The 21,754-nt window shown below is 57.3% G+C and carries 20 protein-coding genes and 1 tRNA gene; 10 read left to right on the forward strand and 11 right to left on the reverse strand.

Going from position 1 to position 21,754, the window contains the following annotated elements; genetic code table 11:
• Positions 1 to 16: 16 nt before the first annotated feature.
• On the reverse strand, positions 17 to 1,627 hold the full coding sequence (locus ACR0LI_RS05000; protein WP_245217974.1) for an arylsulfatase: 1,611 nt from the start codon (positions 1,625 to 1,627) through the stop codon (positions 17 to 19).
• Positions 1,628 to 1,825: 198 nt separating this feature from the next.
• Here ACR0LI_RS05000 and ACR0LI_RS05005 point away from each other — a divergent pair, with 198 nt between their 5' ends.
• Complete coding sequence (locus tag ACR0LI_RS05005; RefSeq protein ID WP_209833043.1) at positions 1,826 to 2,506, forward strand: Crp/Fnr family transcriptional regulator; 681 nt, start codon at positions 1,826 to 1,828, stop codon at positions 2,504 to 2,506.
• A gap of 3 nt (positions 2,507 to 2,509) precedes the next feature.
• Here ACR0LI_RS05005 and ACR0LI_RS05010 read toward each other — a convergent pair whose 3' ends face one another.
• From ACR0LI_RS05010 to ACR0LI_RS05045, 8 genes are all read right to left on the reverse strand, one after another.
• Positions 2,510 to 3,739: a hypothetical protein gene (locus tag ACR0LI_RS05010; protein ID WP_480718111.1), complete on the reverse strand. Its 1,230-nt coding sequence runs from the start codon at positions 3,737 to 3,739 to the stop codon at positions 2,510 to 2,512.
• Positions 3,736 to 5,232 (reverse strand): VWA domain-containing protein, encoded by a 1,497-nt coding sequence (locus ACR0LI_RS05015; protein WP_480718112.1) that lies wholly within the window; start codon positions 5,230 to 5,232, stop codon positions 3,736 to 3,738. Before ACR0LI_RS05015 ends, ACR0LI_RS05010 begins: the two co-directional genes overlap by 4 nt.
• 2 nt (positions 5,233 to 5,234) lie before the next feature.
• Positions 5,235 to 6,218 carry a VWA domain-containing protein gene (locus ACR0LI_RS05020; protein WP_480718113.1) on the reverse strand — a complete coding sequence of 328 codons (984 nt, stop codon included), beginning with the start codon at positions 6,216 to 6,218 and terminating at the stop codon, positions 5,235 to 5,237.
• The gene (locus tag ACR0LI_RS05025; protein WP_480718114.1) at positions 6,218 to 6,691 is read right to left on the reverse strand and encodes a DUF4381 domain-containing protein; all 474 of its coding nucleotides are present in this window, start codon (positions 6,689 to 6,691) and stop codon (positions 6,218 to 6,220) included. Before ACR0LI_RS05025 ends, ACR0LI_RS05020 begins: the two co-directional genes overlap by 1 nt.
• The gene (locus tag ACR0LI_RS05030; RefSeq protein WP_480718115.1) at positions 6,688 to 7,635 is read right to left on the reverse strand and encodes a DUF58 domain-containing protein; all 948 of its coding nucleotides are present in this window, start codon (positions 7,633 to 7,635) and stop codon (positions 6,688 to 6,690) included. Before ACR0LI_RS05030 ends, ACR0LI_RS05025 begins: the two co-directional genes overlap by 4 nt.
• A 17-nt stretch (positions 7,636 to 7,652) precedes the next feature.
• On the reverse strand, positions 7,653 to 8,630 hold the full coding sequence (locus tag ACR0LI_RS05035; RefSeq protein WP_480718116.1) for an AAA family ATPase: 978 nt from the start codon (positions 8,628 to 8,630) through the stop codon (positions 7,653 to 7,655).
• A gap of 116 nt (positions 8,631 to 8,746) precedes the next feature.
• Complete coding sequence (locus ACR0LI_RS05040) at positions 8,747 to 9,859, reverse strand: acetoin utilization protein AcuC (RefSeq protein ID WP_480718117.1); 1,113 nt, start codon at positions 9,857 to 9,859, stop codon at positions 8,747 to 8,749.
• 3 nt (positions 9,860 to 9,862) lie between these two features.
• Entirely contained in the window at positions 9,863 to 10,948 is a 1,086-nt protein-coding gene (locus ACR0LI_RS05045) for an AI-2E family transporter (protein ID WP_480718118.1), read from the reverse strand.
• A 159-nt stretch (positions 10,949 to 11,107) separates the two neighbouring features.
• Between ACR0LI_RS05045 and ACR0LI_RS05050 the strand changes: the two genes are divergently transcribed.
• From ACR0LI_RS05050 to ACR0LI_RS05060, 3 genes are all read left to right on the forward strand, one after another.
• Positions 11,108 to 11,974, forward strand: coding sequence for a YihY/virulence factor BrkB family protein (locus ACR0LI_RS05050; protein ID WP_171723234.1), 867 nt, complete (start codon positions 11,108 to 11,110; stop codon positions 11,972 to 11,974).
• Positions 11,971 to 13,872 (forward strand): cytochrome c3 family protein, encoded by a 1,902-nt coding sequence (locus tag ACR0LI_RS05055; protein ID WP_480718119.1) that lies wholly within the window; start codon positions 11,971 to 11,973, stop codon positions 13,870 to 13,872. Before ACR0LI_RS05050 ends, ACR0LI_RS05055 begins: the two co-directional genes overlap by 4 nt.
• Positions 13,873 to 13,959: 87 nt before the next feature.
• Positions 13,960 to 14,151, forward strand: coding sequence for a hypothetical protein (locus ACR0LI_RS05060; protein WP_171723236.1), 192 nt, complete (start codon positions 13,960 to 13,962; stop codon positions 14,149 to 14,151).
• Here ACR0LI_RS05060 and ACR0LI_RS05065 read toward each other — a convergent pair.
• Both ACR0LI_RS05065 and ACR0LI_RS05070 read right to left on the reverse strand, forming a co-directional pair.
• Positions 14,148 to 14,870, reverse strand: a complete 723-nt coding sequence (locus ACR0LI_RS05065) for an RlmE family RNA methyltransferase (RefSeq protein ID WP_480718120.1) — start codon at positions 14,868 to 14,870, stop codon at positions 14,148 to 14,150. The two genes, ACR0LI_RS05060 and ACR0LI_RS05065, sit on opposite strands and share 4 nt — an antisense overlap.
• Positions 14,870 to 15,982 carry a Ppx/GppA phosphatase family protein gene (locus ACR0LI_RS05070; RefSeq protein WP_171115826.1) on the reverse strand — a complete coding sequence of 371 codons (1,113 nt, stop codon included), beginning with the start codon at positions 15,980 to 15,982 and terminating at the stop codon, positions 14,870 to 14,872. The genes ACR0LI_RS05065 and ACR0LI_RS05070 overlap by 1 nt, the downstream gene beginning before the upstream one ends.
• Positions 15,983 to 16,162: 180 nt before the next feature.
• Here ACR0LI_RS05070 and ACR0LI_RS05075 point away from each other — a divergent pair, with 180 nt between their 5' ends.
• From ACR0LI_RS05075 to ACR0LI_RS05100, 6 genes are all read left to right on the forward strand, one after another.
• Positions 16,163 to 18,049: a PhoX family protein gene (locus tag ACR0LI_RS05075; RefSeq protein ID WP_480718121.1), complete on the forward strand. Its 1,887-nt coding sequence runs from the start codon at positions 16,163 to 16,165 to the stop codon at positions 18,047 to 18,049.
• 248 nt (positions 18,050 to 18,297) lie between these two features.
• The gene (locus ACR0LI_RS05080) at positions 18,298 to 18,594 is read left to right on the forward strand and encodes a virulence factor (protein ID WP_171632330.1); all 297 of its coding nucleotides are present in this window, start codon (positions 18,298 to 18,300) and stop codon (positions 18,592 to 18,594) included.
• 25 nt (positions 18,595 to 18,619) lie between these two features.
• Positions 18,620 to 19,546 carry a methylenetetrahydrofolate reductase gene (locus ACR0LI_RS05085; RefSeq protein WP_480718122.1) on the forward strand — a complete coding sequence of 309 codons (927 nt, stop codon included), beginning with the start codon at positions 18,620 to 18,622 and terminating at the stop codon, positions 19,544 to 19,546.
• 9 nt (positions 19,547 to 19,555) lie between these two features.
• Positions 19,556 to 20,617, forward strand: a complete 1,062-nt coding sequence (locus tag ACR0LI_RS05090) for a methyltetrahydrofolate cobalamin methyltransferase (RefSeq protein WP_171632332.1) — start codon at positions 19,556 to 19,558, stop codon at positions 20,615 to 20,617.
• A 126-nt stretch (positions 20,618 to 20,743) separates the two neighbouring features.
• Positions 20,744 to 21,571: a polyphosphate kinase 2 family protein gene (locus ACR0LI_RS05095; RefSeq protein ID WP_480718123.1), complete on the forward strand. Its 828-nt coding sequence runs from the start codon at positions 20,744 to 20,746 to the stop codon at positions 21,569 to 21,571.
• 70 nt (positions 21,572 to 21,641) lie between these two features.
• Positions 21,642 to 21,715, forward strand: a tRNA-Gly gene (locus ACR0LI_RS05100).
• Positions 21,716 to 21,754: the final 39 nt, after the last annotated feature.

Below are 21,754 nucleotides of genomic sequence, written 5' to 3' on the forward strand. Positions count from 1 at the left end.
CGTGGGGCCGCCGGGCCTAGTTGTTGGTCGGCGTTGTCAGCTTCTCCATGACCTGATCCAGGTTAAAGCTGGCTGCTTTCTGACGTGGCGGGAACTCCTCGAACGTGCTGAGGAAATTGCCAACGTATTGCTGGGCGGGCACAAGGAAATAGGCCCGGTCCAACAGCCAATCGTAATAGGTGTTGGACGTGCGGTACGCGCGTTCATACGGATCGCGGCGCAGGTTGATGATCAGCGGGATGCGCAGTTCGGTCCATGGCTCGATCCAGGCACGCAACGTGGCCCAGGCTTTCTGCTCCAGAAAGATGAGCTTCCAGTCTTCGAAGCGCAGCGCCGTGAGGTCACCATCATCCGAGAAATAGAAGATTTCTTTCCGGGGGCTTGCCGCAGTCTCACCAGTCAGCAGCGGCAGAATGTTGTAACCATCAAGGTGCACCTTGTAGTCGCGACCCATGCCCGATGAGCTGTAGCCGGCCTTCAGCTTTTCCTTGATGTCCGGATCGCCGGCCACGGCGAGGTAAGTGGGCAGCCAGTCCATGTGATGAACGATCTCGTTGGTGACTGATCCGGCCTCGATCTTGCCCGGCCAGCGCACCATCGACGGAACGCGCCAGCCACCCTCCCAGTTGGTATTCTTCTCGCCCCAGAACGGCGTGGCAGCCGCATCCGGCCAGGTGTTCATGTGGGGACCGTTGTCAGTGGAATAGTGGACGATCGTGTTGTCAGCGATGCCAAGCTCGTCCAGCAGATCCAGCAGCTGCCCAACATGCATGTCGTGTTCGATCATACCGGCGGTGTATTCATCAGCGACCCGCCCCGACAACTCATTGGCCTTGGCGCGCATCTCGTCTTTGACGTGGGTGCGGAAGTGCATGCGGGTACCGTTCCACCAGACATAGAAGGGCTGACCTTGCTCATGCGCCCGCTTGATGAAGTCGATGGCCGCGGCCACAGTTTCGTCATCCACGGTTTCCATACGCTTGCGGGTCAACGGTCCGGTGTCTTCGATCGTGCCATCGGATTTGGATTTGATGACGCCGCGCGGGCCATAGGCCTCGCGGAAGGTGCGCCCATCCGCCAGAACGCGATCACCCGGATAGTCTTCGTTTTCCGGTTCTTCCTCGGCATTCAGGTGGTAAAGATTGCCAAAAAACTCATCAAATCCGTGATTTGTCGGAAGATGCTCATCCTTGTCACCAAGGTGGTTTTTGCCGAATTGACCGGTCACATAGCCGTGGTCTTTGAGAAGTCCCGGGATAGTTGGGTCTTCAACCTGCATTCCAAGATCTGCCCCGGGCAGGCCGACTTTGGACAGACCGGTGCGGAACACGGATTGCCCCATGATGTATGACGAACGGCCGGCGGTACAGGATTGTTCACCGTAGTAATCGGTAAAGATCATGCCTTCTTTGGCAACCCTGTCGATATTGGGTGTCTGATATCCCATTAGACCCATGGTATAGGCCGAGATGTTGGATTGACCGATATCGTCGCCCCATATCACAAGAATATTGGGCTTTTGATCCTGCGCCCAGGCGGGCACGGCAAGGGCGACAGTTACGGTCGCCACTGCGAACCGGCGCAGTGTTCTACGCCAATTATCTGCAATCATTCGTGGAGAAGACATGAAGTGCTCCTGATCAGTCGAGCCTTAATGACTCGGAAAATTGAAATTTAGTTGAAGCCGCTAGCTTATAACTTGAAGCTGCAAGCAAGTTTTTGATTGCCCGAATAAAAACAATTTCTTGTTCGGGCAGTGAACACAGCTATTTTACGCGATGAAACGCATCGAAAACTTATCATATGATCACTTTGAAAGATACAAATGTTTGATTCTGATGACGATATGCGGATTCTGGCCAAGACCGACTGGTTTGGCACGCGCGATTCAAAGTTTCAGAGCGATCTTATGACATGCGCAATTCAAAGAACCTTCGATTCCGGAGAAACCCTGTACCACCACGGCGACCGCGCCAACGGTATTCATGCGGTGCTCGCAGGCGCGCTTCAGATCACGGCACCTGCCGATGATGGACAGGAATTCGTATTGCATCAGGATGGATCAGGATTCTGGATCGGGGATCTTGCGCTGTTTGCCGAAGCCAAACGACTGGTCAGCGTCGTGGCAACGCAAAAGACCCGCACCTTGTTTTTTCCCGGCTCGCGGGTAGAACGCATGATTCAGACAAACCCGGAATACATCCGTGATTTCTATGCATTGACGCATGAAAACATGAAGACTGCACTGCGCATCATGGCCAATCTTGCGGTTACGGGGTCTGAAAAGCGCCTTGTGCTGCGTCTGTTGCACCTTGACGAAGGCGCTTTGAGTTCGGACGGATGGATTATTGTGTCTCAGGAAGAACTTGCTGAAATGGTTGCGGTATCTCAGCCGACGTTGCACCGACATCTGCATCATCTGGCAGATCTGGGCCTTGTGGAATTGGGGTATAGCCGGCTACGGTTGATCGACCGGCGCAAGCTGATCAGCAACTGTCAAAGTTGAAGTCTAAGGGTTGAGCGGGGGTAAAGACTCGCTCTTTCTTTCTGTTGCGCTTTTCAGTGCGCCGAGGTGTTGCATGGCCGCTTGCCAGTCTTCCGGGCTGTTGCCAGCCGTCGCTGAATACCGCGCCGCACCGATATTCATTAGACTGCTTTCAAGATCCAAAGAACGCTCGGGGTACGCGCTGCGTGATTTCCAAAGATCCAATGCCTGATAAACCGCGGGCAAATCCCGTGATCTTAAAGCGGATCGCAAGGCATCGACGGCATATTTCTCCGATGCCAGATACCTGCGGCGCCGTTCCGTTTTCCAGGTTGCATAGCGCGGGCGCAGAAACCTTCCCAAAGTCCACAATGCGAATACAACAATGACAAGGTAAAGAACTGATTTGATGATGGTTTGCGCGTCAGGCGGCTGTCGTCTGGGCGGGGCCAGTGTAAGCTTGGTCGAGGGAAGTGATGCCGTTTCGATCTGACCGGTGTCCAGATTGAACCAGTCGATGGAAACGGCCGTCAATCGTGTTTCGCCCCCGTCTTGGGCGATGTACACGGTTTCTTCGACCCGTTGCCCGGACAGGATGCCCCGGTCTTCTGTTTCCGAAAAGCGGGGTTCCTTGGGATAGGCGCGCAGCTGTTGGCTTTGATCCTGCGGCGTCAGCGCCGGGATCGTCAGGGCCGTGGTGCCAGAGATCTGCGCGCTTATCTCGCGCGTGATGGAATCACCGGCCTGCATATCGGTCGGACCGTCCAGCTTCTGATCAAGAGAGAAACCACTTGCTATGATCAGCGGGTCAAGACCTTGAGCGCCCTCGGGGATCTCTGCGTTCAGCTGTATGGAAGGAAGCTGAACCGAAACCTGAACCGGGTCATTGGACCGCAGGTCGGCAAATGTCACGACAACCTCTTGCGCATCATACGCGACCGGCCCTGCTGCCAGCGGATACAGTCGATAACTGCGCTGTACGCCGGACCACGTTTCTCCGTGTACCGTTTCGCTTACCGGACCAGAAGCTCGCTCTGGCAGGCGAACCAGGATATTTTGTTGCTCCAATGATGGAAATACAGGCGGCTGCGGCATGAAGGTCGGAACCAGAACCTTGATGCGGACGATGGCGGGCTGGCCGACGATGACGGCCTCGTTCGGGACGTCCACTGATACCCGAGGTTGATAGGCTGAGTTTTCCTGTGCGGACAAGGATAACGGCATCAACAGGATGAAGACAGCTGGGTATCTCATTCTGTTTGCTCCTGTATTTCCAAAAGGAAACGGTTTCTCAGAAAATCCTGCATGTCGGTGTCGATCATACTGATCCACTGGTCGGCGGACAGTGACTGTGGCCCGTCCTTGGGGGCTTGAACCGTGGTGTCACTGCCACGTGCTGCATCGTTGTCAAACACCGTATCATCTGCACCGATGCCAGCCTCTTCCCCTGTGTCAGACTGTTCACGCGTCGTTTCGACATAATCCAGGATGGCCTTGGACAGGTCGAGATTTTGCTGGGCTTCGGGCCAGTCGGGGCGACGTTCCAAGGCGGTCTCGAACGCTGATATGGCTGGGCGATACTCGCGGTTTTTTATGCGGGCCATACCTTCGGCAAACGCAGCTTCCGGTGTGTCCAGCGTGGAAAACACGGACGACGCCTTTTCGTATTGACCATCCCTGAGATAGGCATATCCCTTGTGATATGGGTCTTCGAACATCTCGGCCGCGTCGCCAAATCGTTTTTGGTTCATCGCGATCTGGCCTTGTTGGTCGGGGGTGAAAAACCAGTCTCGCCATCCTTCTGCCCGCGCGCCGGATGAAGGCAACGCAATCAAAACCAGAACCGCCCAACGAATTACCCAGCCCTTGCGGAACCACAGCAGAGACAACACCGCAGCAGGCCAGGCCAGGATCCAGCCCTTGTCCTGCCAGTCCAGACGATCATCGTCATCCAGGGCGGCTGTATAGGCCGATTGAATGCGGCGCATCAGTTGATTGATGTCCCGATCGTCGTCCGAAAACGCGACCACTGAGGCGTTGGGGATGTTGTCCAGCTGCGCGATACGACCACCATCCGGCAGCATGGTGAGAACGAAAATATCAGAAGAAGAGGAGCTTAGCCCCGTTACCTGAGATGGATCAAGGTCGTCCAATACAAACAGCACCGCCCCAGGGCTGTCGCTGTCTTCCAGAATGGACTGAGCCAACGCAAGCGCATCGGCTGCCGCATCGCCATCCTTCGGCATCACCGCAGGCGTCAACCCCTCAAGCAACGGACGAAGTATGTTCGCATCTTCGGTCAAGGGCGCAACTCGGTGCGGCGTTCCTGCATAGGCGATCAAAGCGGTACGTGCGCCGGCACGTTCGGTGATCAGGTCGGAAATCTTGAACCGTGCCCGATCCAGCCGCGATGGCGCAAGATCCGAGCTTTCCATGCTGTCGGTGACTTTGAGAGCGATCACCAACGGGGCCGTGTCTGCGATCAACGGGTTGGGCGCGCGCGACCATGTCGGGCCCGAGGCCGCCAAAGTGACAAGCGCCGCAATGATCAGCGCAACGTCAATGGGCTGGATGCGCCTGTTTTCTTCCTTGCCAAGCAGCAAGGCCTCTGCAAGGTGTGGGGCTATCCCTGATGGCAGTTTGGTATCTGCCATCGGTCTGGGTCTGATCCGCCACCACAAGGCAAGGATGGGGATGAGAAGCAGCAGGTAATAGCCTCGGATAAAATGAAAATCAGCCAGATCCATCGTCAGAAGGCCCCCTGGTGTCGCTGTGAGAAATGGAACCAGGTCATGCTGACCATGATGACGATCAGCGCGATGAGTAACGGAATATGGGCAAGGCTTTGCTTGGGGCGATAGCTTTGCGTTTCCACCATTCTGGGGTTCTGAGAGTCAATGCGTGCGTAAGTTTGTTCAAGGGCCGTTGCATCGTCGGCAAAGAAATATTCTCCGCCCGTGCGATCGGCTATGTCCTTCAATGCCTGAAGATCGACACGGTCTTCGCCCGTGGCATTCGGGTCTCCGACGCCAATCGTATAAACAACCACGTTCTTTTCCGCAGCAATGGCCGAAGCATTGACGGGTGTCATGCGACTGGACGTATCGGCGCCATCGCTGAGAACAATCATCAGGCGCTGGTCAACCTCGCTGGATTCAAAGGTTCGAATGCCAAGCCCGATCGCATCGCCCAAAGCCGTGTTCGGACCTGCCATGCCAACTTGAGTTTGATCCAGGAACCCATTCAAACTGTTCAGATCTTCCGTGAAGGGGGCTTGAATGAACGCGCGTGTTCCAAAGATGATCAGCGCTATCCTGTCACCATCTCTTTCAGAGATGAACTGCTTGAGAACCTCTTTGACCGCCTCCAACCGTTGTATCGGGGCACCGGATCCGGTCTGGAAGTCGCGCTGATCCATCGAGCCAGAGATATCCAGCGCCAAAACCACATCGCGTGCAGATTTTTCCATCACGACGGGATCGCCCAGACGTTCCGGACGCGCCAGCGCCAGAACCAGAAGTATCCAGATCAAGGCGGCGCTGGCCGTTTGCAGCCGGGCCCGGGTTCGGATCATTGACCCGGATTGCGGCTCGACGCCAGCCGCCTGGGCCACGCGGCGAAAAAACGGAATGCGAATGGACACGGCTGTTTCCCGCCGGGGCGGAGCAATGGCGTACACCAGCAGCGGCAGCGGCAAGAGCAGAAACACCCAGGGCGCAGAGAAGGAAAACATCAGGTTCCCCGATACCGTTTATGGGACTTGACCCAATGCCTAGCAAGCTGGGTCAAGGCGCGGTTTGGCGGCAGGTCCTTGTACGGCGCGTCGATCAGCGTTTGCCCAATGTCTGATAAAAAGGACTTGTCATCAGAGGTTTGCGAAAGGAAATTCAACCAGTCATCCCCGTGAATACCTGCAACCTGCCTGCGCGAATATGCGACCAAAGCGGTGCGGCGAAGGATTTCGGCAACTTTTGCCGACGAGATATCCGGGTCTGCCAGCTCGGCCAGCGCATGGCGGCGATACGCGTTTGCCCGCCTTCGCCGGATGAAAAAAACACTGACCAGTACGGCAAGGCCAAGCAGTATGACGGCCAGCGCCAACCACCCCCATGTCTGCGGAAACATCGAAACAAGCGTGGGTTCCGGTGCCGACTCGAGCATATTCAGCAGATCAACCAGAGATTTCCCTGTCGTGTCGATGCTCATTTCTGCCCCCTGCGATGTCCGAACAGATACAGCAACTGATCCAGGGCAGGTTCCGCGGTCGTCAATGGAACAACCGGAAAGCCGTATCGACGGGACCATGTGTGCAGGTGGTCCAACCTGTCTTCCATGGATTTGCGAATTTTGCCGGACAATTCGGGGTCGGCGCTGTCGATTTCGATCTGGTCGCGCCCGTCCGAGACCGTGAGTTTCAGATCGGGCGCCAGCTCCTTGGCTGTCTTGTCAGCGATATTGAACACGATCAGATCGTTTGAGACCGCAATGCGGCGCAGCAGGGATTCCGATTTCTCGTCAAGCCCGTCGCAGTCGGAAAACAGGCAAACCAGCCCGTTGGTTTGGGTCATACGCGCGGCTTCCGACAACATGTCATTCAAAGTTACGATGGGTTGCGGGTTCAAGGCAGCATGCAAGGCCGAATTGGCAGCCCCGATGGAAGACAGAAACCGCATGAGCGCCGCCGCGCGGCGCTGCGGCCTGTGTTCAGCAACGCTTGTGTCGTTGAATACCAGACCACCGACACGATCGCCCTGACCAAGAACGCGATGCGCGGTGATTGCGGTAGCTTCGGCGGCGATGACCGATTTCATGTAGACTTCGGTTCCGAAAAACATCGAAACGCGCTGATCGACCAGCAACAGGGCAGGGCGGTCTCGTTCCTCGGTATAGACCCTAACATGGGGCTCACCGGTTCGCGCCGTGACTTTCCAGTCAATTGTGCGGATATCGTCGCCCGGTTGGTAGTTGCGCAATTCCTCGAAATTCAGGCCGCGTCCGCGCAGGCGCGATGCGTGTCTGCCATTCAGGATCGACCGGGCAGGCTGACGTGGCAAAAAGCTCAGGGCACGGGAATGCAGTTCCAGACGCAACAGGTGATCCGCACTGACGTGAATGCGGGGATCATCGGGATATGCTGTGGATCGCTGCACCCGGCCAACCCTAAAAGTCAGGGCAGCGCGACGAGACGCAGGATGTCCGCGATCACGTCATCTGCCGTTTTGGCGTTTCCCTGCGCCTCGAAGCTCAGCGTGATGCGGTGACGGAAAACGTCATGTGCAATGGCTCGAATATCCGCAGGGTCCACATAGTCACGCTGGTTCATCCACGCATGCGCCCGACCGCATTTGTCCAGTGCCAATGAGGCACGCGGGCTGGCACCGATTTCGATCCAGCTGGCCAGTTCTGCGCTGAGCGCCGCAGGCGTCCGGGTCGCCTGAACCAGATCGGCCATATAACGATCCATTGCATCCGAAACATGGATCTGCCCGATTTCCGAACGCGCTGCAAAAACGGCATCTTGCGGGATTGTCGGTGGTGGCTCGCTTGACGCGCCTTTCCCGGCGGCGATCTCTTCGCCCCGCACCAGCCGGATCACTTCAACCTCGTCCTCGACCGGTGGATAGGTGATCTGAACATGCATCAGGAACCGGTCCATCTGCGCTTCGGGCAGGGGATAGGTGCCTTCTTGTTCAATAGGGTTCTGGGTTGCCATCACGATGAACAGCGGTTCCATTTTGTGGGTGGTCCCGGAAACCGTGACCTGCCGTTCTTCCATCGCCTCCAACAATGCGGCCTGAACCTTGGCCGGTGCCCTGTTGATTTCGTCAGCGAGGACGATATTGGCAAAGATCGGCCCGGGTTCGAACCGAAAGGTGCCGCCTTCGTCAGTTTGTTGAAATACTTCGGTTCCCGTCACGTCTGAAGGCAGCAGATCGGGCGTGAACTGGATCCTGCTGAAGTCTGCATCCAGATTGCGCGCCATCGCCTTGACTGCACGTGTTTTGGCCAATCCGGGCAGACCTTCGATCAGAAGGTTTCCGTTGGCCAGCATGCCGATCAGCAGTCGGTCGATGACCTCGGTTTGCCCGATGATGGACTGGCCCATGCGGGCCTTGAGATCAAGCATCTGATTAAGTGCATTCATGGGTAGTGGTCCAATCGGTGCCAAGCTGGAAGAAACGAATTGATAGCGGAACAGGGGGTAAGCCGGTCAGGAATATCCCGAAATATCGGAATGCTAACAGGCTTTTGCGGACCGATCTACCGTGAATGCCTGGCGGTGAGGTGGCGCAAATCGTTCCTCAGTTCCTGTCGTATGGGCCCGGTGTTGGGCGCGTCGCGCAAACTGTCCAGCCAGTGGGGGTGAGGCGCCTGTCCCGCGGCCCTGCTCCAGGTCAGATCCCGCAGGATTTTCTGGGCACCGACGTCAAGTGTGTCAGGAATTTCGAAATCATTCAGGGTGGCCCAAACGCCGCTCCACAAGCGCCCTACAGACCAGGGATTGTATCCGCCGCCACCCAGAACCAGAAAACGAGGCGAAAGAGGCTTCAGCGCCGCCACCGTTCGCCAATGCGCGTTGTTGGACAGGGTCAAACGCGAAAGCGGGTCCTCGGCCACGGCATCTGCCCCGCATTGCAAGACAATCGCCTGCGGTTTGAACGCTTCGGTCGCAGGCAGGATCAAGTGATCCAGAATGGCGGCGAATTCGTCGTCGTTCAGATGTCGTGGAACCGGCAGGTTGAAGGCCGCGCCACCGGCGTCTTCCTCAAGTTGACCCGTGAACGGCCATCGACGCGTTTCATGGACCGAGATCATCCGAACTCTGTCCGACCCGTGAAACGCAAGTTCAACCCCGTCGCAATGATGGGCGTCGATGTCGACATAGACCACGCGATCCAGGCCAGCGCTCAAAAGGGTCTGTATCGCCAGAACCGGATCGTTCAGATAACAAAACCCGTTCGCCCGGTCCGCAAGGCCATGATGGGTGCCGCCCGCAGGGTTGAAAACGGTCCCTCCATCCCGGATCAGTTCGGCGGCCAGCATGGACCCACCGGCGGCGGTTGCCGGCCGCCGGTACATCTCGGCGAAGACCGGGTTCGACAGAGTCCCCAAACCGTATTTATCCCGTATTTCATCCGTGACGTGCTGGTCCGCTTCGGCCTTTTGCAGGGCGGCGATATAGTCCGGCGTATGAAACCTTTCCAATACACTTGGCTTTGCGCAGGGGCTGACGCGGTAGTTCTCGGGGGTCAACCATCCCAGTTCGCGACACAGATCGATGACGGTTGACACCCGTGGTATGGCCAGCGGGTGTTTTGAACCGTAGGTCGAGTTGCGGTAGATATCCGATCCGATGAACAGGGGGCGTTTCATGACCTAGCTTGCTGCGGCCTGACTGTTGTCCTCGCCCAACCTGCCATCCAGTGACATCAGTATGGCGACGGGCCGAAGGGCCGGGATGTGGCTGAACACGATCAGGATGCATACGGTCAGAGGTACGCTCAGAAACGCACCGATCAGTCCCCAGACCGTTGTCCAGAAGGTCAGGGCCAGAATGACAAGAAAGGTCGACATGTTCAGGGATCGGCCAAGCATGGCCGGATCAAGGAAATTGCCGATCAGGAATTGGATCGTACCACATCCCAGCACGATCACCAGGAAGGGGATGATCGTTTCGAATTGAACAAGCGCGATCATGGCCGGAAAAAGCACCGCTATGATCGAACCGATCGAGGGGATGAAGTTCAGGGCAAAGGTCAATACGGCCCAGGTTTCCGCGTATTCCAGACCAAGCAAGCGGAAAACCGTATAGCTGATCGTTGCCGTTATCAGGCTGATCAGGGTTTTGACGCCGACATAGCGCTGCAAGCTGACCGAAATCGCATCGAGCATGGCGGAAAATTCTGTTGCGGCGACGGGGTTTCCGGCGGCCAGTTGGATCTTTTTCCGAAAGGCCAGTCGTTCGGCCATCAGAAAGGCGACATAAAGGCTGATCAGGAAGAACTGGTTCAACAATGAGGTGGCACTGCCCAGCAACACGCGTGCGACATAGGACATGTCGATACTGACCAGATTGTCACGAATGAAGGTGGTCACGTCGTTGCCGACCAGCCCCGTTACACGCTCGACCGCACCGTCAAACTGGTTTTCATAGGTGCTGATGGATCGTGCAAACTGTGTCGCCTGACTGCCCAGCACGTACATGATCATGAACAAACCGGCCAGAACGACAGTCACACCGGCAATATTGGCCAGCCAGACCGGAGCGCGGGTCAGGGCGACGACGCGATCGCTCAGCGCGATGATCAATACATTGACCAACAGCGCCATGGCCAGCGGGATCAGGAAGTTCGCACCGGCATAGAGACCCAGCACGATCAGGGTCGCGATGATGCATGTATCCCGGACAACGGACAATCGAAGCTTGGGTCTAACCGTGATGTCTTTTTGATCCGGGGTCATTCGGTATCCTGTATCTGGCCCATTTCCCGTCCTGCGCCGCCCAATCCTGCACGCGAGGTCTTGTTTATGCAATGCGTTCAGGCGTTTGTTGGCCCTCATTAGCCAAATAGATTATCACGACGGGTTCTGTGTTCTATTTCGGCAGGTTAGGGTTGCAGCATGACAACTGCCGCGAATCCCTTGTTTGGCCGACCTGTTCAGGCGCTTTGGCTGTCGATCCGCCGGTTCAGCAGAAAGAACGGTTTTGTCATGAGCAGCCATGTGGCCATGTCGCTGATGATGGCGCTGTTTCCCTTTGTGCTGTTCACCGTGGCGCTGGCAGGGGCGTTGTCTCAAGGCTATGTCACAGATGAGTTGATCGACCTGATTTTCGGAGCGTGGCCCAAGGACGTCGCAGATCCGATCGTGGCCGAACTGCGGGCCGTTCTGGCCGGATCCGGCTCGGGTGTCATCACCTTGGGGGGGCTGCTGGCGATTTACTTTGCCTCCAACGGCGTGGCTGCCGTACGTGCAGCCATGAATCAGGCCTACCACGACGAAGACAGTTGGCCGTTCTGGAAAACCCGGCTGCTCTGTCTTGTGCTGGTTATTCTGGGCGGGTCGGCCATTCTGATCATTGCCGCGGTCGAGGTGGTTTTGCCGGTCTATACGAAACTGGTGGCTGAACACACGGAGGTTGCCGTGGCCAACTGGTTTTCCGTGGATCGCCTGCGCTGGACGTTCACCGTGGCGGTTCCTGCGGGTACCGTTCTTCTGGCGCATCTCGTGCTGCCGACCCGCAGGCACAGCTTGACGCAAATCCTGCCCGGCGTCTTATTGACTTTGGTCTTGTGGGCTGCCGGTGGGTGGGCGTTTTCAATTTATATCAGCCAGTTCGCCACCTACAGCGCCACCTATGCTGGATTGGCGGGGGCCATGGCGGCATTGATTTTCCTGTATCTCTATTCGGCGATCCTGATCTTGGGGGCCGAATACAACGGTGCATTGATTGACCTGCAAAAAGCCGCCGAAGGAGATACGGCATGAGATTTGCCCTGATACTGGCCTGCCTTGCAATTGCTGGTGAAGTTCAGGCGCAGACGCCAGAGTATGTGGGCTCAGACCAGTGTACCGACTGTCATCAGCAAGAAGCCGAAGCCTGGGCCGCGTCGCACCATGCGCTGGCCTGGACAAGACCCACTGGCGGCGCTGTTGTGGCGGATTTCGACGGTACCCGGTTCGATCATGACGGGATGTCCGTCCAGTTCAAAAATGAGGCTGGCAGCTTCACCGCTAGTGTAACGGAGAAAGACGGTGCAACGACGGAATATGACGTGCATTCCGTCGTTGGAATCGAACCCTTGCAGCAATACCTTTTCGAAACCGAACCGGGCCGGTTGCAAAGTTTCGACGTGGTTTGGGACATAGAGCAAAAGCGCTGGTATCACCTGTACCCTGATCAGGACCTGCCGCCTGATGACGGGTTACATTGGACCGGCCCTTACAAGAACTGGAACGCGCGCTGCGCCGAATGTCATGCCACGGATTTTGAGAAGAACTACGACCCTCAAACCAGAAGCTACACGTCACAACAGGTCGAAATCGGGGTCGGGTGCGAGGCCTGCCATGGGCCGGGGTCCGCACATCTCGATTGGGTCCGGGAACGGGGTTCTTCAGATGGCCTGGCCAATGCCGGCTTTTTGTTGAGTTGGGGCAAGGGGCGGACCGAAGAAGAAATACAGCAATGCGCCGGATGTCATTCCCGGCGCGAGGCGCATGGCAACGGAAACCCGGTTCCGGGAACCCCGTATCATGATGCCTATAATCTGGCCGTGCTGCGCCCCGGTTCCTATCATCCCGACGGGCAAATTCTGGATGAGGTTTACGTCTACGGCTCGTTCCTGCAATCCCGAATGTATGAACAGGGCGTCGGATGCATGAACTGCCACGAACCGCACAGCGCAGAATTGAAAGCCGAAGGAAACGGGGTTTGCACACAGTGCCATTCGCCTGCCGGAAATCCGGAATTCGCAACCCTTTCCGCAAAGGACTATGACACGTCTGCGCATCACAATCACCCGGAAGACAGCGAAGGCGCCCAGTGCAAAAGCTGCCACATGATCGAGCGGACCTACATGGGTGTCGACGGTCGACGCGATCACAGTTTTCGCATACCGCGACCGGATCTTGGGCTGGGCGTTGATGCCTGCACGGACTGCCATCAAGACCAGGATCAGGCCTGGGCCGCAAGCCAGATAGAGGGCTGGTTTCCGGGATCGCCAAATCGACGCCCGCATTATGGGACAGTTTTCAAAGCCGCGGCCGAAGGGCAGCTCGACACGCCCGAAGGTTTGCTTGCCGTCGCAATGGATGCGTCGCAGCCCGGGATCGTCAGAGCGACCGCCGCGTATCTGTTGCAACCGTTTGGGTCGCCACAGATCGCCGCTGACACAGCGCCGCTTTTGCAGGACGTTGACCCGCTGATACGAGCAAATGCAGCGGCGCTGCAACGTCAGGCCAGCCCGGCAGATCAGGTGCGCAGGCTCGAGCCGTTGCTGTCTGATCCTCTGCGAAACGTGCGCATCGCTGCCGCCAAAGAGTTCCTGAGCATACCGCCGCAGGGCTTGACGGCCGAGCAGCGGACCAGGCTTGGGCAGGGCATGTCGGAATGGCAGCAGGTCATTTCGAACAGGCTGGACGCCCCGGAAACCCATCTCGTTCTAGGGGGCATGGCATTGACGCTTCGCAACGCGCAAGCGGCGGAACAGGCGTTCAGAGAGGTCGTGACGCTGGACCCGCAGAGGGCAGAGGCGTGGCCGATGTTAGTGCAACTGGCGCAGATCAATCGTGGCCCGGAAGCTGCGCGCACAGTGCTGCAAGAGGCGCTGGACAGGTTGCCGGATGATCCGAACCTGCTGCAATTGTCGCAACAGTTTGGGCGCTGACCCGGCACATCCGTGCCCGAATTCTTTCATTTTGACGGCAGAATTCCTTGTTACAGCCAAGAACAAAGTGCTGATCCGAGGTGAGCCATGTCCAACGATGCAACAATGCGGAAGATGCCGGGTTCAAGTTCGGTGTCACTAGCCCAGCGCATCGAAGACCTGCGCAACCGGGAACCATCATACGTTACGCACGGAGATACGCTGATGTTGCAGGGAATGGCTGTCACGTCCTTGCGTGAACAGCGTCTGAGCGGAAATCTTATCCGGCTAGATGATTAAGAGCCGCCTCGAAACCCGGTTGCCACAACGAATTTTTCCGAACTGTCCGAGCGAGACGCCGGCGGTTTGACATGGGCGACTTTCTGGAATTTCTGCTTGAGCAACTTTTGCAGATCGCCCTCAGCCCCCCCAGCCAGAACCTTGGCAACAAAAGTGCCGCCTTCTTCCAGAACGTCGAAGGCGAAATAGGCGGCAGTTTCGCACAGCGCCATGATGCGCAGGTGATCGGTCTGCTTGTGCCCCGAAGATGCCGCCGCCATATCCGACATCACGACGTCTGCCTTGCCGCCCAGCCAGTCTTTGACTTTCTGGTCGGCGTCATCCTCCATGAAATCCAGAACGTGGATTTCGGCCCCGGCGATTGGTTCGACTTCTTGCAGGTCGATGCCCAGCACGGTTCCGATCCGTTTGCCTGACTTTTCGCCCAGCGCGTTCACGCGTTTGACCGCAACCTGACACCAACCGCCGGGCGCACAGCCCAGATCCACAACCCGCGCCCCGGGCAAGAGAAAGCGGAATTTGTCGTCCAGTTCCAAAATCTTGTAAGCTGCGCGCCCCCGATAGCCTTCGGACTGCGCACGCTTGACATAGGGATCGTTCAGTTGCCGCTCGAGCCAGCGGGTCGAGCTGAGCTTGCGCCCGCGTGCTGTCTTGACCTTGACCTTCAGGTCGCGTTGCCCGCGGCCCGAGTTGTTTTTTCCACTTGGTGTCTTCGCCATTAGAACGGTCCGTCTTCCAATACACCGTCCGCGCTCATCTGTGCATAAAGCAGACCTTCGCGCAGCCCCCGGTCCGCCACCGAAAGGCGGTCAGTGGGCCAGCAACGGAGCAATGCCTGCAATATGGCCGAGCCGGACATGATCAGGGCTTGCCGGTCTTCACCAATGCGAGGGTCCCGGCGCCGCCCATGAGGGCCGAGTTCTAAATACCCGCGTATGACTTTGTCAATCTGATCGCTGGTCATGCGCAGCCCGTCCACTTTGGTCCGGTCATAGCGCTTGAGGCCCAGATGCGATGCCGCGACAGTAGTGACCGTGCCACTGGTGCCGACGATCTGAAACCCTTCGCGCGCCTGTTCGTCCTTGTAGGGGGCAAAGTCGGCAAGGTTTTCCTCGAAAAACCAACTCATCAACGCAAATCGGGCCGCGTCATCCTCGACATCATTGAACTGGTCCCGCAGTGTGGCGACGCCCAGCGGTACGCTGATCCAGTCAACGACCTTGGCGGCTGGAAAAGGGCTGTCGACAGTGTGAAACCCGTGATGCAGCCGCATGATGGCCGCAGGCCGGTCGCGGCGTGGAACGGACGAGATGTCGATCCAGACCAATTCGGTCGAGCCGCCTCCGATATCGACGACCAGCAACTGCTCGGTCTTGGTCGAAACCAGTGGGGCACAGGAAATCACCGCCAGACGGGCTTCTTCCTCGGGCTGTATGATCTCGAGCGTCAGGCCGGTTTCGCGCTTCACCTGTCGGATGAATTCGCGCGAGTTCTTGGCGCGGCGGCACGCCTCGGTCGCGATCAGACGCATCCGTTTGACCTTGTTGCGTTTCAGCTTTTGCTGACAGATTCGCAATGCCTGAACGGTACGCGACATCGACGCCCGCGACAGTCGTCCGGTGCGTTCCAGACCCGCGCCCAACTGCACGGATTTGGAGAAACTGTCGACCACATGGAACCCACTTCCCTTGGGCTGGGCTATCAACATGCGGCAACTATTTGTCCCCAGATCCAGTGCCGCATAAAGAGCATCCGGATCGGGTCTTGCCGGCGCGGGGCTTTCGACCGCTTTCGGGAACGCGCCCGCACCTTTGGGACGCTTGGGCGCCATCTTTACGCCCTCCGATTTTCGAGTTACCCCGACCCTAGGCGGGGGATTGCTGACGTGCAAGTGATTTCAATTTTGAAATTAACGCGCGTGTCACATGCCGTTCACAAAATGATGCGATCTCCATGGGCGAACCCACGTTCGGGTTTATCTATTAGCTCTCAGCCAGATACGGAGACCGCAATGAAAGATGAGCGCATCCTTTCCTTCGACGAATTCGATGAAGTTGTAAATCCGCGCCCAGAAGAATGTGAATTTAATCGCGTTGTCGAACGCGCATTGTCCCGTCGCGGTTTTCTGGGCGGCGTTTTGGCGATGGGTAGTTTCACAGCTGTTGGTGGTTCGCTGATTCCTTCAGGGGCTCACGCGGTTTCGAACCGTTTCGCGTTTGAGGCGATTCCAGTGTCGACCGCGGACGAGGTCATTGTTCCCGCTGGTTACAAGGCCGAGGTCATGGTGCGCTGGGGCGATCCGCTTTGGTCGGACGCGCCTGAGTTTGATCACGCGACCCGGGGCACAGCTGCCAGCCAGGAACGCGCCTTTGGTGACAATACCGATGGTCAGGACGTTTTCTTGCATGACGGTCACGTTCTGCTGGTTGTAAACAACGAATATACCAATCGTGACATCCTGTGGGGCAACAATCCGGACGCCAAGCCAGCATCCGATGACGACATCGCAAAGGGCATGATGGCGCATGGTGTCACGATCGTGGAAATCGCGAACACCGATGGCAAGTGGGGCATCGTTAAGGACAGCCCCTATAACCGCCGCGTTACACCGCAGACCGAAATGTCCATTACGGGTCCGGCCGCCGGTCATGACTTGATGAAAGCGGCCGCCGATCCGTCCGGCACGACGTGCAAGGGAACATGGAACAATTGCGGAAATGGCGTGACACCGTGGGGCACGTATCTGGCTTGTGAAGAAAACTTCAACGGCTACTTCTCGGCCGAAGACGAAAATCACGAGGTCAATGCTGATCTGAAACGTTATGGCGTATCGTCAAAAGACTGGGGTTACGGTTGGGCCAAGATTGATGACCGGTTCGACGTCTCGAAAAACCCAAACGAACCGAACCGTGCTGGTTTTGTGGTTGAGATCGATCCGACTGATCCAACCTCGACTCCGCGAAAACTGACCGCTCTGGGACGCTTCAAGCACGAAAACGCCGAAGTCATAGTGAACAATGACGGTCGCGTGGTCGTTTACATGGGCGATGATGAACGCGGCGAGTTTCTTTACCGCTTTGTCTCGGAAGGTGTTTATGCCGCTGGTGTGGACACAAACGCGCTGTTGGAACAAGGCACACTTTCGGTTGCCAAGTTCAACGACGATGGAACCGGTGAGTGGCTTGATCTGACGCCGGAAAGCACTGGCATGGCCTCGCAGGCCGAGATCAGCATCCACACCCGTCAGGCTGGTTCGGCGGTTGGAGCAACCACCATGGATCGTCCCGAGTGGGTTGCGGCTAATCCAAACGCGCCCGAGGTTTACTGTTGCTTGACTAACAACAAAAACCGTGGCGTTAAGCCGAATGCAGGGGGCGACGATACCTCGGCCAACGGCCCGAACCCGCGTGACAAGAACAACTACGGTCAGATCGTTCGCTGGCGCCCGGATGGCGGCGATCATGCTGCGGCTGGCTTTGGCTGGGATCTGTACGTGCTTGCAGGCAATCCCACCGTCCACCAAGACGCCTATGCCGGATCCGAGAACGTGAACGCCGACAATATGTTCAACTCACCCGACGGATTGAAGTTCGACAGCAACGGCTTGCTGTGGATTCAGACCGATGGCAATTATGGCAACGAAGGTGACTTCGCCGGGCAGGGCAACAACCAGATGCTGGCAGGCGACCCTGTCACCGGCGAAATCCGTCGTTTTCTGGTTGGCCCCAACGAATGCGAGGTCACCGGTCTCAGCTGGTCACCGGACCGTCGTACGATGTTTGTCGGTATTCAGCACCCGGGCGAAGACGGCAACAGCCACTGGCCTGAAGGCGGGGACTCGGTGCCGCGCTCGGCCATTATCGCCATTACGCGCGAAGATGGCGGTTTGGTCGGCTAAGGCCATTTGCTCCATCAATTCTTGCCTCGGACGGTTTTTACCGTCCGGGGTTTTTCTTTTTCATGCAGCGCTTTCATAGAGACGATGAGAATTTTGATATGCGCGTTTTGCCAGAAACTGGGTAAAAGCCACGTACACCGCAGTGGGCACAAAACGTCGCTTGGAAAGCGTCGTGTGTCGAAAATCGACCGACCCAGGCCTACATTGAAGTTTAGAACCGGCCCATCGGGTTAGGAGGAATCACAGCAATGCCTGACGTCACCATCGTGTATTGGCGCGACATTCCCGCTCAGGTCATCGTCGGCAAAGGCCGTCGGGGCGCAAAGCGGCAGTTGGAAGAACGGTTTGAACAAGCCATCGACCGTGCGGCCATGAAGGTGAACGCCAAGGACAGTGATGCCTATCTGGCCGAATGGCGCAAAGCCGAACCTTTCGCGATTGAAGGCGATCCTGCCGAGATTGCCGAAGCCGAGGCTGTGCGTCTGGAAACGGAATACGATCAGGACCGCGTCAAAGCGCTGATCGCAAATGACGGTTGGGCATGAGCCCCAGACTTTATGGGAGGCCGAAATGGCTTTGCTGAACTTCAAGAAACGTGATGCGGTCGAAAGCGGCCCAGTAAATCCGACCGTCGAAGCCTTTTTGCAAGGCTATTCGATCGAGGTCATGCCGCGTACCGCGGAAAAGGTCGACGATTTCCGCGCGCTGCTGCCCGAGGGTACACGCGTTTATATCGCCCATATCGAGGGCACGCCCATCGAAGACATGGTCAAGACGGCCAAGCGAATTGCGGCGGAAGGTTACCCTGTCATGCCGCATTTTCCGGCACGCATCATCAAGGATGCGGCGACGTTGGAGAACTGGATCGCCACGTATCAGGGCGAAGCAGGCGTTGAACAGGCGCTGTTGCTGGCGGGCGGTGTCGCCAACCCGCACGGCGAGTTCGACAGCTCGATGCAGCTGCTGGAAACCGGTCTGTTTGACAAGGCGGGCTTCAAGCGCCTGCACGTGGCGGGTCACCCCGAAGGCAACAAGGACATCGACCCGGACGGTTCGAACAAGAACGTCGATGACGCGTTGCGCTGGAAGCAGAAATTCAACGAGACAACGGATGCCGAAATGGCGCTGGCAACACAGTTCGCCTTTGACGCCAAGCCGATCATCGCCTGGGCCGACAGCCTGAAAGAAGCGGGCATCGATCTGCCGATCCATATCGGAATCGCGGGTCCGGCCAAGCTGCAAACCCTGATCAAATTCGCCATCGCGTGTGGCGTTGGGCCGTCTCTGAAGGTTCTGCAAAAGCGCGCCATGGATGTCTCCAAGCTGTTGCTGCCCTATGAGCCGACCGATGTCGTGACCGAACTGGCCAACCACAAGGCGGCCAACCCGGATTTCAACATCACGAACGTGCACTTCTTCCCGCTGGGCGGGATCAAGACCAACGCCAACTGGGCGATCAATAACGGCGGCGCTTCGGCAAAGCCTGTAAACTCCTAAGGAACGGACATGACCCGAACAGTCGTAGAATCAAAAACAAAAACAGCCGTCCTGGGCTTTGATGAACCGTTCTGCGTGATCGGTGAGCGGATCAACCCGACCGGCCGCAAGAAACTGGCCGCCGAGCTGGAAGCGGGCGACTTTTCGACCGTTGAGAAAGACGCCATTGCTCAGGTAGCGGCTGGCGCGACCGTTCTGGATATCAATGCGGGCGTTGTCTACAACTCGAACCCCAACCCGAACGAGACCGAACCACCGCTGATGCGCAAGATCGTCGAGCTGGTGCAGGGTCTGGTTGACGTGCCGCTGTGTATCGACTCGTCGGTTCCGGGCGCGCTGGAAGCCGGTCTTGAGGCGGCTGAAGGTCGTCCGCTGCTGAATTCGGTCACCGGTGAAGAAGAACGTCTGGAACTGGTTCTGCCGCTGGTCAAAAAGTACAACGTACCGGTCGTGGCGATCTCGAACGATGACACTGGTATTTCGGAAGACCCCGATGTGCGCTTTGACGTCGCCAAGAAGATCGTCGAACGCGCTGCCGATTTCGGCATCCCTGCACATGACATCGTGGTTGACCCGCTGGTCATGCCCATCGGTGCGATGGCGACCGCCGGTCAGCAAGTATTCGCGCTGGTCCGTCGTCTGCGCGAAGAACTGGGCGTGAACACCACCTGCGGAGCGTCCAACATCTCGTTCGGTCTGCCGAACCGTCACGGCATCAACAACGCGTTCCTGCCGATGGCGATGGGCGCGGGCATGACCTCGGCCATCATGAACCCGGTGGCTCTGCCGGTGACGCAGGCAAAAATCGCCGAGAAAAAAGAGGCTGTTGCCGCGGCGGGCATCATCCTGCCCGAAGGCATGGATGACGAGGCGTTCGTGCAGATGTTCGGCCTGGGCTCCACCAAGCCGCGCGCCGGTAAAGAGATGGAGGCCATCCGCGCCGCCAACCTGCTGACCAACAACGACCCGCATGGCGGCGAGTGGATCCGGTTCAACAAAGCACCGGACGAAGCGGGTGCCGCAGGACCCGTAGGTGGACGTCGCGGTGGTGGCCGTCGGCGCCGCGCCTGATCTGAACGACACAGACTGCAAAGGCCGGGCTCAGCGCCCGGCCTTTTGCATTTGACCCTGATCAATGTCGAATTTGCAGAAGGTTTCAGAATACCCTGATCCAGGATGCATTGATCAGGTGGCAGCATGAGCAAACATCACCCCCCAAAACTCTCGGATGCGGATCTGACCAGGAAACTGAACAAAAAGGTCTACTTCGATCAGCTGATCAAGTTGCAGACACGATTGGCGAGAATTCAGCAAGCTTATCTGTTTCACGGGCTCAAGGGCGTGTTGGTTTTCGAAGGGTGGGACGCTGCCGGAAAAGGGGGGACCATTCGCCGGATTAGTCAGGCCCTGGACCCGCGCAGCTTCAAGGTTTGGCCGATCGGTGCGCCCCGGAACTACTATCTCAACCGGCATTATCTGTTGCGTTTCTGGGAACGCCTGCCGCCTTCGGGTGCGATTTCCGCTTTCGACCGCAGCTGGTATGGCCGAGTTTTGGTTGAGCGGATCGAAAAGCTGACCCCGGAAACACGCTGGCGGGCCGCGTATCAGGAAATCAATGATTTCGAACGAATGCTGGTCGATGACGGGACTCGAATCGTGAAACTGTTCTTCCACATTTCACAGGAAGAGCAGATGCGCCGATTTACCGAACGGCTGACCAACCCGATGAAACGCTGGAAGCTGACTTATGAAGATTTCAGAAACCGCGAAAAATGGGATGTCGCAGAGGTGGCCGTGGATGAAATGCTGGCACGGACGTCTACGGAAGTTGCCCCTTGGCACGTGATCCCGTCCAACAACAAGAAATATGCCAGGATTACGGCCATGAAGGCTATTGTCGAGGCGTTTTCGGAAGGGGTTGATCTGAACCCCCAGCATCTGGATCACCGTACTTTGGAAGCAGCGGGCAAGACCTTGGCCGTCGACCCGTCCCTGATTGACAGCCTGCGGGCCCGAACCGAGTAAGAACCCGAAAAAGGTTGGTTACGATCCGGGTTGAACGTCTGGATGTTCTGGTGTTATTTCATCTGACAAGGCGGGTATGATGTAATGGTAGCCTGTCAGCTTCCCAAGCTGAACGCGCGGGTTCGATTCCCGCTACCCGCTCCAGTTCGGACTGTAAGGCTTTGTTAATTAATCAAAAAGGTG

The organism is Ruegeria sp. CL7, from assembly GCF_056536445.1.

Excerpts from the sequence above, each read along its gene's own strand:
- ACR0LI_RS05090 (WP_171632332.1), top strand. The coding sequence starts at position 19,556 with ATGACCCGAACAGTCGTAGAATCAAAAACAAAAACAGCCGTCCTGGGC.
- ACR0LI_RS05060 (WP_171723236.1), top strand. The coding sequence starts at position 13,960 with ATGTCCAACGATGCAACAATGCGGAAGATGCCGGGTTCAAGTTCGGTG.
- ACR0LI_RS05015 (WP_480718112.1), bottom strand. The coding sequence starts at position 5,232 with ATGGATCTGGCTGATTTTCATTTTATCCGAGGCTATTACCTGCTGCTT.
- ACR0LI_RS05010 (WP_480718111.1), bottom strand. The coding sequence starts at position 3,739 with ATGAGATACCCAGCTGTCTTCATCCTGTTGATGCCGTTATCCTTGTCC.
- ACR0LI_RS05075 (WP_480718121.1), top strand. The coding sequence starts at position 16,163 with ATGAAAGATGAGCGCATCCTTTCCTTCGACGAATTCGATGAAGTTGTA.
- ACR0LI_RS05020 (WP_480718113.1), bottom strand. The coding sequence starts at position 6,218 with ATGTTTTCCTTCTCTGCGCCCTGGGTGTTTCTGCTCTTGCCGCTGCCG.
- ACR0LI_RS05000 (WP_245217974.1), bottom strand. The coding sequence starts at position 1,627 with ATGTCTTCTCCACGAATGATTGCAGATAATTGGCGTAGAACACTGCGC.
- ACR0LI_RS05080 (WP_171632330.1), top strand. The coding sequence starts at position 18,298 with ATGCCTGACGTCACCATCGTGTATTGGCGCGACATTCCCGCTCAGGTC.
- ACR0LI_RS05085 (WP_480718122.1), top strand. The coding sequence starts at position 18,620 with ATGGCTTTGCTGAACTTCAAGAAACGTGATGCGGTCGAAAGCGGCCCA.
- ACR0LI_RS05025 (WP_480718114.1), bottom strand. The coding sequence starts at position 6,691 with ATGAGCATCGACACGACAGGGAAATCTCTGGTTGATCTGCTGAATATG.
- ACR0LI_RS05065 (WP_480718120.1), bottom strand. The coding sequence starts at position 14,870 with ATGGCGAAGACACCAAGTGGAAAAAACAACTCGGGCCGCGGGCAACGC.
- ACR0LI_RS05055 (WP_480718119.1), top strand. The coding sequence starts at position 11,971 with ATGAGATTTGCCCTGATACTGGCCTGCCTTGCAATTGCTGGTGAAGTT.
- ACR0LI_RS05070 (WP_171115826.1), bottom strand. The coding sequence starts at position 15,982 with ATGGCGCCCAAGCGTCCCAAAGGTGCGGGCGCGTTCCCGAAAGCGGTC.
- ACR0LI_RS05040 (WP_480718117.1), bottom strand. The coding sequence starts at position 9,859 with ATGAAACGCCCCCTGTTCATCGGATCGGATATCTACCGCAACTCGACC.
- ACR0LI_RS05045 (WP_480718118.1), bottom strand. The coding sequence starts at position 10,948 with ATGACCCCGGATCAAAAAGACATCACGGTTAGACCCAAGCTTCGATTG.
- ACR0LI_RS05095 (WP_480718123.1), top strand. The coding sequence starts at position 20,744 with ATGAGCAAACATCACCCCCCAAAACTCTCGGATGCGGATCTGACCAGG.
- ACR0LI_RS05035 (WP_480718116.1), bottom strand. The coding sequence starts at position 8,630 with ATGAATGCACTTAATCAGATGCTTGATCTCAAGGCCCGCATGGGCCAG.
- ACR0LI_RS05005 (WP_209833043.1), top strand. The coding sequence starts at position 1,826 with ATGTTTGATTCTGATGACGATATGCGGATTCTGGCCAAGACCGACTGG.
- ACR0LI_RS05050 (WP_171723234.1), top strand. The coding sequence starts at position 11,108 with ATGACAACTGCCGCGAATCCCTTGTTTGGCCGACCTGTTCAGGCGCTT.